This window comes from Cellulomonas fimi (assembly GCF_028527925.1).
Classification (GTDB): Bacteria; Actinomycetota; Actinomycetes; order Actinomycetales; family Cellulomonadaceae; genus Cellulomonas; species Cellulomonas fimi_C.
Genome location: NZ_JAPESW010000069.1, coordinates 1 through 13,866, shown reverse-complemented (window position 1 = coordinate 13,866; position 13,866 = coordinate 1). Strand labels below are relative to the sequence as shown.

Genomic DNA, 13,866 nt, shown 5'->3' with positions numbered 1-13,866 from the left:
GCACCTCGACGTTCTGCGACGCGAGCATCTGGTACAGCAGCTCGTTGCCAGCGCGCCGGGCGGGGTCCCCGGTGCACGTCTCGCCGTCGCCGAGGACGGCGAACGAGACGCCCGCCGTGTGCAGCAGCTCGGCGACGGCGCGCGTCGTCTTCCTGGCGCGGTCCTCGTAGGCGCCCGCGCAGCCGACCCAGAACAGGTAGTCGACGTCAGCGGCGGACTCGACGTCAGCGCCCACCACGGGCACCTCGAAGTCGAGGCCCTTGGCCCACTCGAGCCGCGCGCGGGCGGGCAGGCCCCACGGGTTGCCCTGCCGCTCGAGCTTGGTGAACGTGCCGCCGAGCTCCTTGGGGAACGCGGACTCCATGAGCACCTGGTAGCGCCGGACGTCGACGATCGTGTCGACGTGCTCGATGTCGACGGGGCACTGCTGCACGCACGCGCCGCACGTCGTGCAGGCCCAGAGCACGTCGGGGTCGATGACGCCCGCGGCGACGAGGTCGATGCCGGCGTGCGGGTCGTCGTCGACCGTCCCGACGGCCACGCCCGCGCCCTCCGGAGCCGCACCGGCGGCGCCGGTCGCGCGCAGGTAGGGCGCGGTCGCGGCGGCGTGGTCGCGCAGCGAGAGCATGACGAGCTTGGGGGACAGCGGCTTGCCCGTCGCCCAGGCCGGGCACTGGTCCTGGCAGCGGCCGCACTCGGTGCAGGTCGCGGTGTCGAGGAGCTGCTTCCAGGACAGGTCCTCGATCGCCCCCGCGCCGAGGCGCGCGTCGTCGGGCAGGTCCTCGAGCGCCGCCAGGTCGACGGCGGTGCCGTCGGCGAGCGTGAGCGGCGCGAGCGGCCCGAGCGCGGGACCGCCGTCGGGCTCGCGGCGCGCGTAGACGTTGACGATCGCGAGGAACCGGTGCCAGGCGACGCCCATCGTGGGCTGCAGGCCGACGACGACGAACCACGACATCGACACGACGATCTTCACGGTCGCGACGACGACGACCGCCGTCTCGAGCGCGGCCGACGACGCGCCCACCCAGAGACCGCCGAACCACGCGGTGAGCGGGAAGTGCAGCACCAGCCCGCTCTCGCCGGCCTGCGTCAGGAGCGCGTACTCGAGGCCGCGCAGCACCAGCACGGCGGCGACGACCGCGAAGACGGTGGCCTCGACGAAGTACGCCTGCGCCTGGTTCGACCCGAAGAACCGCGACCGTCGCCGCTCGACCTCGGGGGCGCCCGCCCGCGGCGAGATCCGCAGCCGCAGCACGAAGAGCGCGACGATCCCGAGCAGCGCCGCCCACGCGAACGCCTCGATCACCCACTCGAGCGGCCACAGGTGACCGATCAGCGGCAGCGCCCACGTCGGGGAGACGACCTGCCCGTACCCGGCGACGAGCGTGAGCACGAGCAGCGGGAACGACACCATGACGACCCAGTGCGCGACGCGCACGACCGGCCGGTGCTGGAAGCGTCCGTGACCGACGACCTCGCGCAGCAGCGTCGCGAGACGCGTCCCGACGGGACCGGACCGCCCAGGGGCCGCGCGGCCGACGCCCACGGTGCGCACGATCGCGACGACACCCCGCGAGAAGACGGCCACGCCGACCACGGTCGCGGCGACGACGACCGCCAGGCACACCCACTGCAGCACGCTCACGCGCACACGGTAACCGCCGCCTCACCGCGCCGGACGGGACGTCCGGAGGCGCGCCGCCGCTGTCGACCCTCGGCCGCCGGCGACCGCGTCCGGGGACCGCGACGGGCCGTGGACGGTGCGCCGTGACGGGGCCTGAGAGCACCTGCGGCGGACGGGTGGTCGCGGCTCCCGTGGGAGGACCACGGGAGAGCGGTTGATAGGATCTTGACCAACTCCTTGAAGCCAACCGACCGACCACCCGCCCCCGACAGGACGGAGCCGGACGCGTGCTGCTGCTGCTCACCGTGCACCTCGCAGCAGCCGTCGTCGCGCCCACCCTGGTCCGTCTCCTGGGGCGTCGCGCGTTCTGGGTGCTGGCCCTCGCACCGGCCTCCGCGGCGGTCTGGGCGCTCACGTGGACGCAGCAGGTCCAGGCCGGGAACGGCCCCGTCGAGGTCGTCGAGTGGATCCCCGCGCTGGGCCTGGAGCTGTCGTTCCGGCTCGACACGCTCTCGTGGTTCATGACGCTCGTCGTGGGCGGCGTCGGCGCGCTCGTCCTCGTCTACTGCGCGGGGTACTTCTCCGTCACGGCGCACGGTCTCGGCCGGTTCGGCGGCGTGTTCGTCGCGTTCGCGGGCGCGATGCTCGGGCTGGTCACCGCCGACGACATGCTGCTGCTGTTCGTCTTCTGGGAGCTCACGACCGTCACGTCGTACCTGCTCATCGGGCACTACTCGGAGCGCAAGCCGAGCCGCCGCGCCGCCATGCAGGCCATCGTCATCACGACCGCGGGCGGTCTCGCGATGCTCGTCGGCGTCGTGCTGCTCGGCGAGGCCGCGGGCACCTACCGGATGTCCGAGGTCATCGCCGACCCGCCGGGCGGGACGGTCGCCACGGTCGCGATCGTCTGCCTGCTGCTGGGCGCCGCGACCAAGTCCGCGCTCCTGCCGTTCCACTTCTGGCTGCCCGCCGCGATGGCCGCGCCGACGCCCGTGAGCGCGTACCTGCACGCCGCCGCGATGGTGAAGGCGGGCGTGTACCTCGTCGCGCGGTTCGCGCCCGCGTTCGCCACGGCGCCGGTCTGGCGCTGGATGATCGTCGTCCTCGGCGGCGGGACGCTGCTGCTCGGCGGGTACCGCGCGCTGCGCCAGCACGACCTCAAGCTCGTGCTCGCGTTCGGCACGGTGAGCCAGCTCGGCCTCATCGTGCTGCTCGTGGGCCTCGGCACGCAGGCGACGGCGCTCGCGGGCCTCGCGATGATCGGCGCGCACGCGATGTTCAAGGCGGCGCTGTTCCTCGTGGTCGGCGTCGTCGACGCCGCGACCGGCACGCGTGACCTGCGGCGGCTGTCCGGCGTGGGCAGGGAGCTGCCGCTCACGGCGCTCGCGGGCGGGCTCGCGACGGCCTCGATGATCGGCCTGCCGCCGTTCGCGGGGTACGTCGCGAAGGAGGCCGGGCTCGAGGGCGTCGCGCACCTCGACGAGGGGGCGGTCGGGCCGATCGTCCTCGTCATGGTCGCGGTCGGCTCGGCGCTGACCGTCGGGTACGGGCTGCGGCTGTGGTGGGGCGCGTTCGCGACGAAACCCGCGGTCGTCCCCGAGTCCGCGGCACCACACCCGAGCAACGGACCCGCGCTGCACGAGGGGGCCGAGCCCGACGCGCACGAGGGGGCCGAGCCCGACGCGTCCCCCGCGCCGATCACGCACCCGACGCTCCTGCTGGTCTGGCCCGCGATGATCCTGGCCGTGCTCGGCCTGGCCGTCGCGCTGCTGCCGCAGCTCGGCGAGCACCTGCTCGCTCCGTACGCCGACACGTACCCGCTCGGCGAGCCCGGGCACCTCACGCTGTGGGCGGGCGTCGGGCCGGTCCTCTGGCTCACGCTCGGGATCCTGGGCGTCGGGGCGCTCATGTTCGTCGCCCGCGCGCGCGTCGAGCGGTGGCAGTCCGGCCTGTACCGCGGGCCCGAGGCCGACAGCGTCTACCGCCGGTTCATGCGCCGGCTCGACGACTTCGCCGCCGACGTCACCGCCGTCACGCAGCGTGGTTCGCTGCCGCTGTACCTCGGCATCATCCTCATCGTCTTCGTCGGGTCGGTCGCGACCGTCCTCATCACGCAGACGACCGTGCCCGAGTCGATGCGCCGCTGGGACAACCCCGCGCAGATCGTCTTCGCGGCCGTCGCCGTCACGTCGGCGATCCTCGCGGCGCGCGCCCGGCGCCGGCTCAAGGCCGTGATCCTCCTGGGGATCGGCGGGTACGCCGTCGCGGGGCTCTTCCTGCTGCACGGTGCGCCCGACCTCGCGCTCACGCAGGTGCTCGTCGAGACCGTCACGCTGGTCGTGTTCGTGCTCGTCCTGCGCCGTCTGCCCCCGTACTTCTCCGACCGGCCGCTCGCGGCGAGCCGGTGGGTGCGGCTCGGGGTCGGGCTCGCCGTCGGGCTGACGGTCGCGGGCATCGCGCTCGTCGTCCCGGGCGCGCGCGTGCACGCGCCCGTCTCCGAGCACTTCGCGGAGGAGGCCGTCGAGTTCGGCGGCGGGAAGAACATCGTCAACGTCACGCTCGTCGACATCCGCGCCTGGGACACGATGGGCGAGCTCTCGGTGCTGCTGGTCGCCGCGACCGGCGTCGCGTCGCTCGTCTTCCTCTCGCGCCGCGGCGGCGCGATCTTCCGTGCGGGCGAGGCGACGGCCGACCGCGCGGTGTGGGGTGGCAGCGAGGACCCGATGGCCGTGCTGCGGCGCCCCGCCGGCGACCCCCGCGACGACGGCGGCGCGTCGTCGTCCCGCGACCGCCAGTGGCTCAGCGCGGGCAGGACGCTCGCGCCGCAACGACGGTCCGTCGTCTTCGAGGTCGTCGTGCGGCTGCTGTTCCACACGATGATCGTCTACTCGCTCTACCTGCTGTTCTCCGGCCACAACGCCCCGGGCGGCGGCTTCGCGGCGGGCCTCGTCACGGGCATCGCGCTCGTCGTGCGGTACCTCGCGGGCGGCCGGTACGAGCTCGGCGAGGCGGCACCCGTGCAGCCCGGTCTGCTGCTGGGGCTCGGGCTGTTCCTGTCGGCGGGCGTGGGGCTCGTGGCGCAGCTCGCGGGCGGGTCGGTGCTGCAGTCGTGGATCGTCGACATCCACCTGCCCGTGATCGGCGACCTCCACCTCGTGACCAGCCTCTTCTTCGACGTCGGCGTGTACCTCGTCGTCGTCGGGCTCGTGCTCGACATCCTGCGCAGCCTCGGTGCCGAGATCGACCGGCGGGCCGAGACCGGCGAGGACGACACGAGCGTCGGCTCCTCGCCCGACGAGCAGGCCACCGTCAGCGAGGTGGACCGCGTCGTGGCGGCCCGGGCGGCGGGTGAGCAGCCGTGATCGACATGAGCCCCAACATCGTGCTGGTGGTCGCGATCGCCGCGCTGTTCACGGTCGGCGTCTACCTGCTGCTCGAGCGGTCGCTCAGCCGCGTCCTCATCGGCGTGATCCTGCTCGGCAACGGCGCGAACCTGCTGTTCCTCGTCGCCGGCGGCGCCGCGGGCCGCCCGCCCATCGTCGGTGCGACGCCCGAGGGGCAGATGACCGACCCGCTGCCCCAGGCGATGGTCCTGACCGCGATCGTCATCACGCTCGGCCTGTCCGCGTTCCTGCTCGCCATGGCGTACCGGTCGTGGCAGCTGCACCGGCACGACGAGGTCCAGGACGACGTCGAGGACCGCCGCATCGCGCGGCTCGCCGCGATCGACGAACGCGCGACGACCGACGACGACACCGAGGGCACCGGCAGCCGGATCGACGAGGAAGCCGCGTCCATCCGCGACGAGACCGACGAGGGCGCGCCCGCCCGTCCGGCCGGGGAACCGGCCCGCACCGCAGGGGAGGGGGAGCGATGACCGACTGGACCTGGCTCGTGCCGCTCCCCGTCGTCGTGCCGCTGTCCGCCGCGGGCCTCGCGCTCGCGCTGTACCGCCGCCCGACGCTCCAGCGCGTCGTGAGCGTCGTCGCGCTCATCGTCGTCGTCCTCGTCTCCGCCGCGCTGCTCGTGCTCGCCGACGACGGGCCCCTCGTCGTCGACGTCGGCGGCTGGGCCGCGCCCGTCGGGATCGACCTCGTCGCCGACCGCCTGTCCGCGCTCATGCTCACGGTCTCCGCGACCGTCACGCTGTGCGTCCTGCTCTACTCGCTCGCGCAGGGCCAGGAGGACGACGAGGAGTCCGCGCCGATCTCGATCTTCCACCCGACGTACCTGGTGCTGACGGCGGGCGTCGCGAACGCGTTCCTGTCGGGCGACCTGTTCAACATCTACGTCGGGTTCGAGATCCTGCTCGCGGCGTCGTTCGTGCTGCTGACCCTCGGCGGGACGCGTGAGCGCATCCGCGCGGGCACGATCTACGTCGTCGTCGCGCTCCTGTCGTCGATCCTGTTCCTCGTCGCGCTCGCGTCGATCTACGCCGCGACGGGCACCGTCAACCTGGCCCAGCTCGCGATCCGGCTCCCGGAGATCGACCCGGGCGTGCGGCTCGTCCTCCAGGTCCTGCTCATCCTGGCGTTCGCGATCAAGGCGGCGGTGTTCCCGCTGTCCGCGTGGCTCCCGGACTCGTACCCGACCGCGCCCGCACCGGTCACCGCCGTCTTCGCCGGCCTGCTCACCAAGGTCGGCGTGTACGCGATCATCCGCACGCAGACGCTGCTGTTCCCCGAGGGCCGCCTCGACGACGTCCTCATGTGGGCCGCGCTCGCGACGATGGTCATCGGGATCCTCGGGGCCGTCGCGCAGGACGACATCAAGCGTCTCCTGTCGTTCACGCTCGTCAGCCACATCGGGTACATGGTCTTCGGCATCGCCCTGGCGACCGACGCGGGGTGGACGGCGGCGATCTACTACGTCGCGCACCACATCACCGTGCAGACCGCGCTGTTCCTCGTCGTGGGCCTCGTCGAGCGCGCGGGCGGGTCGACGTCGCTGACCAAGCTCGGCGGCCTCGCGAAGCTCGCGCCCGTGCTCGCGATCCTGTTCTTCGTCCCCGCGATGAACCTCGCGGGCATCCCGCCGCTGTCCGGGTTCCTCGGCAAGCTCGGGCTGCTCGAGGCCGGCGTGCAGGTCGGTACCCCGCTCGCGTACGTGCTCGTGGTCGGGTCCGTCGTCACGTCCCTGCTCACGCTGTACGCGCTGGTCAAGGCGTGGAACAAGGCGTTCTGGCAGGTGCCCGAGGAGGAGCGGCCGCCCGTGCGGCTGCCGTTCGGCATGGTCGGCCCCGCCGCCGCGCTCATCGTCTTCGGCCTCGGCCTGACGGTCGCCGCCGGGCCGCTCTACGCGTACACCGAGCGGGCCGCCGACGCGCTGACCGAGCGCACGCCCTACGTCGAGGCCGTGCTGCCCGACGGCAAGCGCGGCAAGGGCGTCTCCGTCGACGTGACCGAGGAGGCCGCGCACGGCGGTGAGGCCGGCGAGGCCGGCACCGATGCCGCCGGCACGAGCGGCAGCGCGGCCGTGCGCACCGACGTCGCGGAGGTCGGCGGATGAGCCTGCACCCGCGCCGGTCGCGCTGGCGCACGCAGTGGGCGACGATCGTCTGGCTGACCGTCGTGTGGGTCCTGCTGTGGGGGGACCTGTCCGTCGGCAACGTGATCGCCGGAGCCGCCATCGCGCTGCTCGTGACGACGGGTCTGCGGATGGCACCCATCCAGTTCGGCGGCCGCGTGCGGCCGCGCGGGCTGGCGGTGCTCGTGGGGCGGTTCGTGGTCGACGTCGTCCGCGCGTCCGCCGAGGTCAGCGCGATCGCGCTGCGTCCCCGGTACACCCCTCACGGTGCCGTCATCGGCGTCCAGCTGCGCAGCCACTCCGACCTGTACCTGACCCTCACGGCCGAGCTCTGCTCGCTCGTGCCGGGCTCGCTCGTGGTCGAGGCGCACCGGCTCACGGGGATGCTCTACCTCCACGTGCTCGACGTGCACGCGAGCGGCGGGATCGAGGCCGCGCGGCGCACCGTGCTCGAGCAGGAGGAGCGCGTGCTGCGCGCGTTCGCGTCGGACGAGGAGCTGCGCGCCGCGGGGGTGACCGCATGACCGTCGTCGTGGTCATCTGCGCCGTGCTGGCCACGCTGGGCGCGGCGTTCGCGATCGTCCGGGCGGAGAAGGGCCCGTCGATGCTCGACCGGACCGTCGCGCTCGACGTCGTCGTCGCGACGATGATCGTCGGCGTCGCCCTGTACGCGGCCGCGAACCGCCGCGCCGACGTCGTGCCGACCCTCGTCGTGCTGTCCCTCGTGGGCTTCGTCGGGTCCGTGACGATCGCGCGGTTCGCCGCCGTCGAGCCCGAGGGTGAGGGCCGCGTCCGCACGCGCGAGGAGATCGCCGCCGAGGAGGCCGCCCGTGCCGCCGCCGAGCAGGAGGCGCTGCGCGAGCAGCCCGAGGAGCGGGACGAGCTGCACGGCGGCCAGGCGGAGGGGGAGGTCCGATGAACAACTGGTGGGACACCGTCGCCGACGTCGCCTCGGTGATCTGCCTGCTCGGAGGGGCGCTGCTCGCGCTCGCGGCGGGCGTCGGCGCGCTGCGGTTCCCCGACCTGCTGGGCCGCATGCACGCCGCGACGAAGCCGCAGGTCCTCGGGCTCGTGCTGTGCCTGATCGGCCTGGCGCTGCGGCTGCGGTCCGGCGGAGCGGTGTGGGCGCTCGTGCTCGTCGCGCTGTTCCAGATGCTCACGGCGCCCGTCGCCGCGCACATGGTCGGCCGCGCCGGCTACCGCACCGGCAAGGTCCGCGGCGACCTGCTCGTCGTGGACGAGCTCACCGCCGACCTCGAGCGGGCACGGTCGGGCGGCGCCGCCGCCGAGGTGGATCGCGAGCGGCGCACGGACAGCGACGACATCGGTCCGCTCTGAGGCGCGCGCCCAGGTTCGCCCGCCGCGCAGCCGCGAGGAGGAGTTGAATCGAGGCATGAGCCACCTCCGGGACGTCGTCGTCGTCGGGTCCGGCCCGAACGGGCTCGCCGCCGCCGTGACGCTCGCCCGCGCGGGCCTCGGCGTCCTCGTCCTCGAGGGGCAGCCGACCGTCGGAGGCGGTGCGCGGACGCTCGACCTCGGCCTGGCCGACGGGATGGTGCACGACCTCTGCTCGGCGGTGCACCCCATGGCGTGGGCGTCGCCGTTCTTCCGCTCGTTCGACCTGCGCGCGCGCGACGTCGAGCTGTTGACGCCCGAGATCTCGTTCGCGCAGCCCCTCCCCGGCGGCCGCGCCGGCATCGCGTACCGCGACCTCGACCTGACCGTGGAGCGCCTCGGCGTCGACGGGCCCGCGTGGCGGTCGCTCGTCGGGCCGCTCGCCGCGCACCCCGGCCACGTCGTGCGCGTCGCGCTCGGCGACAAGCGCAGCATCCCGCGCGGCCTGCTGCCGCACGGCGCACCCGCCGCCGTGCACTTCGGCCTGCGCGTCCTGGAGCAGGGCACCCGGCTGTGGGACCGCCCCTTCATCGACGACGTCGCGCCCGCGCTGCTCACCGGCGTCGCCGCGCACACCATCACCGCGCTGCCGTCGCTCGCGGGCTCCGGGACCGCGCTGCTGCTCGCCGCCCTCGGCCACGCCGGCGCCGGCTGGGCCATCCCGCGCGGCGGCTCCGGGGCCATCGTCGCGGCGCTCGTCGACGACCTCGTCGAGCACGGCGGGGAGATCGTCACCGACCACCCCGTGCGCTCGTGCGACGACCTGCCGCCCGCGCACGCCTACCTGTTCGACACCTCGCCGCGCACGCTCCTCGACGTCATGGGCGACCGCCTCCCGGCCCGTGCCCGCCGCCCCCTCGAACGGTTCCGGTACGGCAACGGCGCCGCGAAGGTCGACTTCGTGCTGTCCGAGCCCGTGCCGTGGACCGTGCCGGAGGTCGGGCGGGCCGGCACCGTGCACCTCGGCGGGACGCGCGCCGAGATGGTCGAGTCCGAGGGGGCCGTGCAGTCGGGGCAGCACGCGCGCCGACCGATGACGCTGCTGAGCGACCCGACCGTGGTCGACGAGTCCCGGCGTGTCGGGGACCTGCGTCCGCTGTGGACCTACGCGCACGTGCCCGCCGGGTCCGACGTCGACGTCACCGAGGCCGTCACCGCGCACGTCGAGCGGTACGCACCCGGGTTCCGCGACGTCGTCGTCGCGTCACGCTGCATCCCGGCCGCGCAGATGCACCACCACAACCAGAACTACGTCGGCGGCGACATCTCCGCCGGAGCCGCGACCATCGCGCAGATGTTCGCGCGCCCCAGCGCGCGTCGCGACCCCTACGCCTCCGGGCGTGACGGGGTGTACCTGTGCTCCGCGTCGACCCCGCCCGGGCCGGGCGTGCACGGGCTGTCCGGGTGGTTCGCCGCGCGACGCGTCCTGCGCGAGGTCTTCAACACCGACCAGCTCCCGACCCTGGCCCCCGACCGCGCGACGGAGGCGTGGCCGGTCATCTGATCGCGGCCCGCGTCAGTCGACCAGCTCGCGGCCCGTCTCGGTGCGGGCGGTGAAGGCGGCGGTGCCGCGGGTCGCGAGCGCGCGCGCGACGCCGACCAGCGCGCCGGTGATCGCGGCGGCAGCGATGACCTCGCCGAGCCGGTAGTCGCCCTCGTCCTCGGGCTTCGGGGGCTTGTGCCCGCGCGTGGCCTTCCACCCCTGGGCCACGACCTGCTGCGCGAGCCAGGCGGCGGCGAGCGCACCACCGAGCCCGACGAGCTTCGCGACGGTCGACTGCTTGTCCATGCGGGGATACCTCCGGCGGGCGTCAGGGACAGGACCGCCGTCCACGCTAGCGGCGGACCGGTCGGACCGCTGGTCGGAGAGGCGTAGGATCGCCGCTGAACGACAGGGGAGCGTCACGTCGCCGGCAGCCCCGCCGACGGCCAGGACGCTGAGAGTGCGGATCACCGCAGACCCTCGAACCTGATCCGGTTCACACCGGCGTAGGGAGTCGGGCTTCTCAGTCTCCGCAGTCGTCGTCGGCGCGCCCCTGCGAGGGTGCCGCCGTGCGACGGGTGCGGGGACCCCCTCCTGCTGACGAAGGAGGAGCACCACCGATGGCGAGCACGCCCCGCCGCACGTCCGTCCCCGTCCTGGCGCTGGCCGCCGGGACCGTCCTCGCGCTCGCGGGCTGCTCCGCGGTCGGGGGCGGCGACCCGTCGCCCGCCGCATCCGGCGGAGGTGGCGGCACCGTCACGCTCGTCACGCACGACTCGTTCGGGCTGTCCGACGGGCTGCTGGAGTCCTTCGAGGAGGAGAGCGGCCTCACGGTGGAGGTCGTGCAGCCCGGCGACGCGGGCGCGCTGGTCAACCAGCTCGTCCTCACGAAGGACGCGCCGCTCGGCGACCTCGTGTTCGGCGTCGACAACACCTTCGCGTCGCGCGCGATCGACGAGGGCGTCGTCGAGCCGTACACGTCGTCCGCGCCGGCCGCCGACGACGCCGCGCAGTACGCGGTCGAGGGTTCCGACGCGCTGACCGCGGTCGACTTCGGCGACGTGTGCCTCAACGTCGACCACGCGTGGTTCAGCGAGCACGGGCTCGCGGAGCCCGCGACGCTCGACGACCTGACGAAGCCCGAGTACAAGGACCTGCTGGTCGTCCCGAGCGCGGTCACGTCGTCGCCGGGGCTGGCGTTCCTGCTCGCCACGGTCGGCGCGAAGGGCGAGGACGGCTGGCAGAGCTACTGGTCGGCGCTCGTCGCGAACGGCCTCAAGGTGTCCGAGGGCTGGTCGGACGCGTACTACACGGACTTCAGCGGCGGTGGCGGCGACGGGCCGCGGCCGGTCGTGCTCTCGTACGCGTCGTCCCCGCCGTTCACCGTGCCCGACGGTGCGGACGAGCCCACGACGGGTGCCCTGCTCGACACGTGCTTCCGGCAGGTCGAGTACGCGGGGGTCCTCGCCGGTGCGAAGAACCCCGAGGGTGCGCAGCAGCTGCTCGACTTCCTGCTCTCCGACGAGGTCCAGGCGGACATCCCGGGGTCGATGTACATGTACCCGGTGAGCTCGGCCGTCGACCTCCCCGAGGAGTGGGCCCGCTGGGCCCCGCTCGCCGACGCGCCCTTCGAGGTCGCTCCCGCCGACGTCGACGCGCACCGCGAGGAGTGGCTCGCGGCGTGGTCGGAGATCGTCGCGGGCTGACCCGATGACGACGACGCTCGCCCGCCCCGACGCCCCCGTGGCGCCGGGCGGGCGGGCGCGCCCGTCGGCGGGGATGGTCGCGTTCTGGACCGCGGCCGTCGTCGTCCCGCTGCTGTTCCTCGGGCTGTTCTTCGCGTGGCCGGTCGTCGTGATGGTCGCGCGCGGGTTCGCCGTCGACGGCGCGCTCGACCTGTCGGGCTTCGCCGACGTGTTCTCCCGGCCGCGGACGTGGCGGATCGTCGGGCTGACGCTCGCGCAGGCGTCCGTCGCGACGGTCGTGTCGGTGCTGCTCGGGGTGCCCGGGGCGTTCGTGCTGTACCGGCGGACGTTCCGCGGGCGGGCGGCCGTGCGTGCGCTGGTCACGGTGCCGTTCGTGCTGCCGACGGTCGTCGTCGGCGTGGCCTTCCGGTCGCTGCTCGTCGACGGCGGGCCGCTCGGGTTCCTGCGCCTCGACGGGACGTTCGCGGCGATCGTCGCCGCGCTCGTGTTCTTCAACTACGCCGTCGTGGTGCGGGCCGTCGGCGGGCTGTGGGAGCGGCTGGACCCGCGCGCCGAGCAGGCGGCGCGGGCGCTCGGCGCGTCGCCGTGGCGGGCCTTCCGCACGGTGGTGCTGCCGGCGCTGACGCCCGCGATCGCGTCGGCCGCGTCGCTCGTGTTCCTGTTCTCCGCGACGGCGTTCGGCACGGTCCTGGTCCTCGGCGGGCTGCGGTTCGGGACCATCGAGACCGAGATCTGGATCCAGACGACGCAGTTCCTCGACCTGCGTGCCGCCGCGGTGCTGTCGGTCGTGCAGCTCGCGGTCGTCGCCGGTGCGCTGCTCGTGGCCGGGCGGACGCGGGCCCGGCGCGAGCGGGCGCTCGACCTCGGCGCCCCGACCGCGACCGTCCGGGCCCTGACGCTCCGGCGGCCCGCCGGGGTGCCGCGCGGCGACGGTCATGCGCTCGACCTGGCCGCCGCCGCGGTGACCGGCGTCGTCGTCGTGCTGCTCGCGCTGCCGCTCGTCAACCTCGTCGTACGGTCGCTGCGGACCGCGGACGGGTGGGGCGTCGACCACTACGTCGCGCTCGCCGCACCCGCCGACACCCTCGGCGTCACCCCGCTGCACGCCGCCGTGACGTCGCTGCGTGTCGCGCTCGACGCGACGACGATCGCGCTGGTGGTGGGCGGTCTCGTCGCGCTGGTCGTGTCCCGGCGCCCGCGCCGCGCGGTCGGCCGTCGGGCCGTCGCCGGGCTCGACGCGGTGTTCATGCTGCCCCTCGGCGTCTCCGCCGTGACCGTCGGGTTCGGCTTCCTGCTGTCGATGCACCAGCCGTTCGGGCTCGACGTCGACCTGCGGACCTCGCCCGTCCTCGTGCCGATCGCGCAGGCCGTCGTCGCCGTGCCGCTCGTCGTGCGGACCGTCCTGCCCGTGCTGCGCGCGATCGACCCGCGCCTGCGGGAGGCCGCCGCGACCCTCGGCGCCGCCCCCGGCCGCGTCCTCGCGACCGTCGACCTGCCCGTCGCCGCGCGCGCCCTCGGCCTCGCCGTCGGGTTCGCGTTCGCCGCGTCGCTCGGCGAGTTCGGCGCGACCTCGTTCCTCGCCCGCCCCGACCGGCCCACGCTGCCCGTCGTGATCTTCCGGCTCATCGGCCGACCGGGCGCGGACTCCTACGGCACGGCGCTCGCCGCGTCCGTCGTGCTCGCGGTGCTCACCGCGGGCATCGTCGCCGCCTGCGAACGGTTGCGGGCCGGCAACCCCGGAGGTGACTGGTGAGCGGACTGCGCGTGCAGGACGTCGTCGTGCGGTACCCCGCCGGGCGGCAGGGCTGGACGACCGCCGTCGACGGCGTGTCCCTCGAGGTCGGCGCGGGCGAGGTCGTCGCGCTGCTCGGACCGTCGGGCTGCGGCAAGTCGTCCCTGCTGCGCGCCGTCGCCGGTCTCGAGCCGCTCGCGGGCGGGTCGGTCGCGTTCGACGGCGAGCGCGTCGACGCCGTGCCCGTGCACCGGCGCGGGTTCGGGCTGATGTTCCAGGACGGCGACGCGGTCCGCGACGGCGAACGCCTCGTCCTGGTCGTGCGTGACGAGCACGGCGGTCGTGCGGGGCGCGACGAGCGCGGCGCGGAGGTCGACCGCGAGGCGCGCGCGCAGCGACC

The 13,866-nt window shown here is 74.4% G+C and carries 12 protein-coding genes and 1 riboswitch; of the genes, 10 read left to right on the top strand and 2 right to left on the bottom strand.

All coding sequences use genetic code 11. From position 1 onward, the window contains the following. On the bottom strand, window positions 1–1,645 hold a 1,645-nt coding region (locus OMK64_RS18840; protein WP_272729893.1), incomplete at its 3' end, for a (Fe-S)-binding protein. Between the two features lie 266 nt (window positions 1,646–1,911). On the opposite strand from OMK64_RS18840, the gene OMK64_RS18835 reads away from it, so the two are divergent. Genes OMK64_RS18835 through OMK64_RS18805 form a run of 7 tightly spaced genes read left to right on the top strand, consistent with a single transcriptional unit; the run spans window position 1,912 to window position 10,049 of the window. Continuing rightward, complete coding sequence (locus tag OMK64_RS18835; protein WP_272729892.1) at window positions 1,912–4,986, top strand: Na+/H+ antiporter subunit A; 3,075 nt, start codon at window positions 1,912–1,914, stop codon at window positions 4,984–4,986. Window positions 4,987–4,991: 5 nt separating this feature from the next. Further along, on the top strand, window positions 4,992–5,501 hold the full coding sequence (locus OMK64_RS18830) for a Na(+)/H(+) antiporter subunit C (RefSeq protein ID WP_272729891.1): 510 nt from the start codon (window positions 4,992–4,994) through the stop codon (window positions 5,499–5,501). Continuing rightward, window positions 5,498–7,132 (top strand): Na+/H+ antiporter subunit D, encoded by a 1,635-nt coding sequence (locus OMK64_RS18825; protein WP_272729890.1) that lies wholly within the window; start codon window positions 5,498–5,500, stop codon window positions 7,130–7,132. Before OMK64_RS18830 ends, OMK64_RS18825 begins: the two co-directional genes overlap by 4 nt. After that, complete coding sequence (locus tag OMK64_RS18820; protein ID WP_272729889.1) at window positions 7,129–7,674, top strand: Na+/H+ antiporter subunit E; 546 nt, start codon at window positions 7,129–7,131, stop codon at window positions 7,672–7,674. Before OMK64_RS18825 ends, OMK64_RS18820 begins: the two co-directional genes overlap by 4 nt. After that, entirely contained in the window at window positions 7,671–8,069 is a 399-nt protein-coding gene (locus OMK64_RS18815; RefSeq protein ID WP_272729888.1) for an MrpF/PhaF family protein, read from the top strand. The genes OMK64_RS18820 and OMK64_RS18815 overlap by 4 nt, the downstream gene beginning before the upstream one ends. Continuing rightward, window positions 8,066–8,488, top strand: coding sequence for a monovalent cation/H(+) antiporter subunit G (gene mnhG, locus OMK64_RS18810; protein WP_272729887.1), 423 nt, complete (start codon window positions 8,066–8,068; stop codon window positions 8,486–8,488). The genes OMK64_RS18815 and mnhG overlap by 4 nt, the downstream gene beginning before the upstream one ends. A 55-nt stretch (window positions 8,489–8,543) precedes the next feature. Continuing rightward, window positions 8,544–10,049: a phytoene desaturase family protein gene (locus tag OMK64_RS18805; protein ID WP_272729886.1), complete on the top strand. Its 1,506-nt coding sequence runs from the start codon at window positions 8,544–8,546 to the stop codon at window positions 10,047–10,049. A gap of 12 nt (window positions 10,050–10,061) precedes the next feature. On the opposite strand, the gene OMK64_RS18800 is transcribed toward OMK64_RS18805, so the two are convergent. After that, window positions 10,062–10,334: a DUF4235 domain-containing protein gene (locus OMK64_RS18800; protein WP_272729885.1), complete on the bottom strand. Its 273-nt coding sequence runs from the start codon at window positions 10,332–10,334 to the stop codon at window positions 10,062–10,064. A gap of 94 nt (window positions 10,335–10,428) precedes the next feature. Further along, a riboswitch (TPP riboswitch) is annotated at window positions 10,429–10,558 on the top strand. Window positions 10,559–10,648: 90 nt separating this feature from the next. On the opposite strand from OMK64_RS18800, the gene OMK64_RS18795 reads away from it, so the two are divergent. The 3 genes from OMK64_RS18795 to OMK64_RS18785 form a co-directional block, all read left to right on the top strand. Next, window positions 10,649–11,734: a thiamine ABC transporter substrate-binding protein gene (locus OMK64_RS18795; protein ID WP_272729884.1), complete on the top strand. Its 1,086-nt coding sequence runs from the start codon at window positions 10,649–10,651 to the stop codon at window positions 11,732–11,734. A gap of 4 nt (window positions 11,735–11,738) precedes the next feature. Further along, window positions 11,739–13,487 carry an ABC transporter permease gene (locus OMK64_RS18790; protein WP_272729883.1) on the top strand — a complete coding sequence of 583 codons (1,749 nt, stop codon included), beginning with the start codon at window positions 11,739–11,741 and terminating at the stop codon, window positions 13,485–13,487. Beyond that, window positions 13,484–13,866: ATP-binding cassette domain-containing protein (locus OMK64_RS18785; protein ID WP_374694122.1), on the top strand; the 383-nt coding region annotated here is incomplete at its 3' end. The genes OMK64_RS18790 and OMK64_RS18785, both read left to right, overlap by 4 nt.

What these genes read in the sequence shown, in the direction of transcription:
- OMK64_RS18830 (WP_272729891.1), top strand. Translation starts at nt 4,992, where the DNA reads ATGAGCCCCAACATCGTGCTGGTGGTCGCGATCGCCGCGCTGTTCACG.
- OMK64_RS18825 (WP_272729890.1), top strand. Translation starts at nt 5,498, where the DNA reads ATGACCGACTGGACCTGGCTCGTGCCGCTCCCCGTCGTCGTGCCGCTG.
- OMK64_RS18820 (WP_272729889.1), top strand. Translation starts at nt 7,129, where the DNA reads ATGAGCCTGCACCCGCGCCGGTCGCGCTGGCGCACGCAGTGGGCGACG.
- OMK64_RS18815 (WP_272729888.1), top strand. Translation starts at nt 7,671, where the DNA reads ATGACCGTCGTCGTGGTCATCTGCGCCGTGCTGGCCACGCTGGGCGCG.
- mnhG (WP_272729887.1), top strand. Translation starts at nt 8,066, where the DNA reads ATGAACAACTGGTGGGACACCGTCGCCGACGTCGCCTCGGTGATCTGC.
- OMK64_RS18805 (WP_272729886.1), top strand. Translation starts at nt 8,544, where the DNA reads ATGAGCCACCTCCGGGACGTCGTCGTCGTCGGGTCCGGCCCGAACGGG.
- OMK64_RS18800 (WP_272729885.1), bottom strand. Translation starts at nt 10,334, where the DNA reads ATGGACAAGCAGTCGACCGTCGCGAAGCTCGTCGGGCTCGGTGGTGCG.
- OMK64_RS18795 (WP_272729884.1), top strand. Translation starts at nt 10,649, where the DNA reads ATGGCGAGCACGCCCCGCCGCACGTCCGTCCCCGTCCTGGCGCTGGCC.
- OMK64_RS18790 (WP_272729883.1), top strand. Translation starts at nt 11,739, where the DNA reads ATGACGACGACGCTCGCCCGCCCCGACGCCCCCGTGGCGCCGGGCGGG.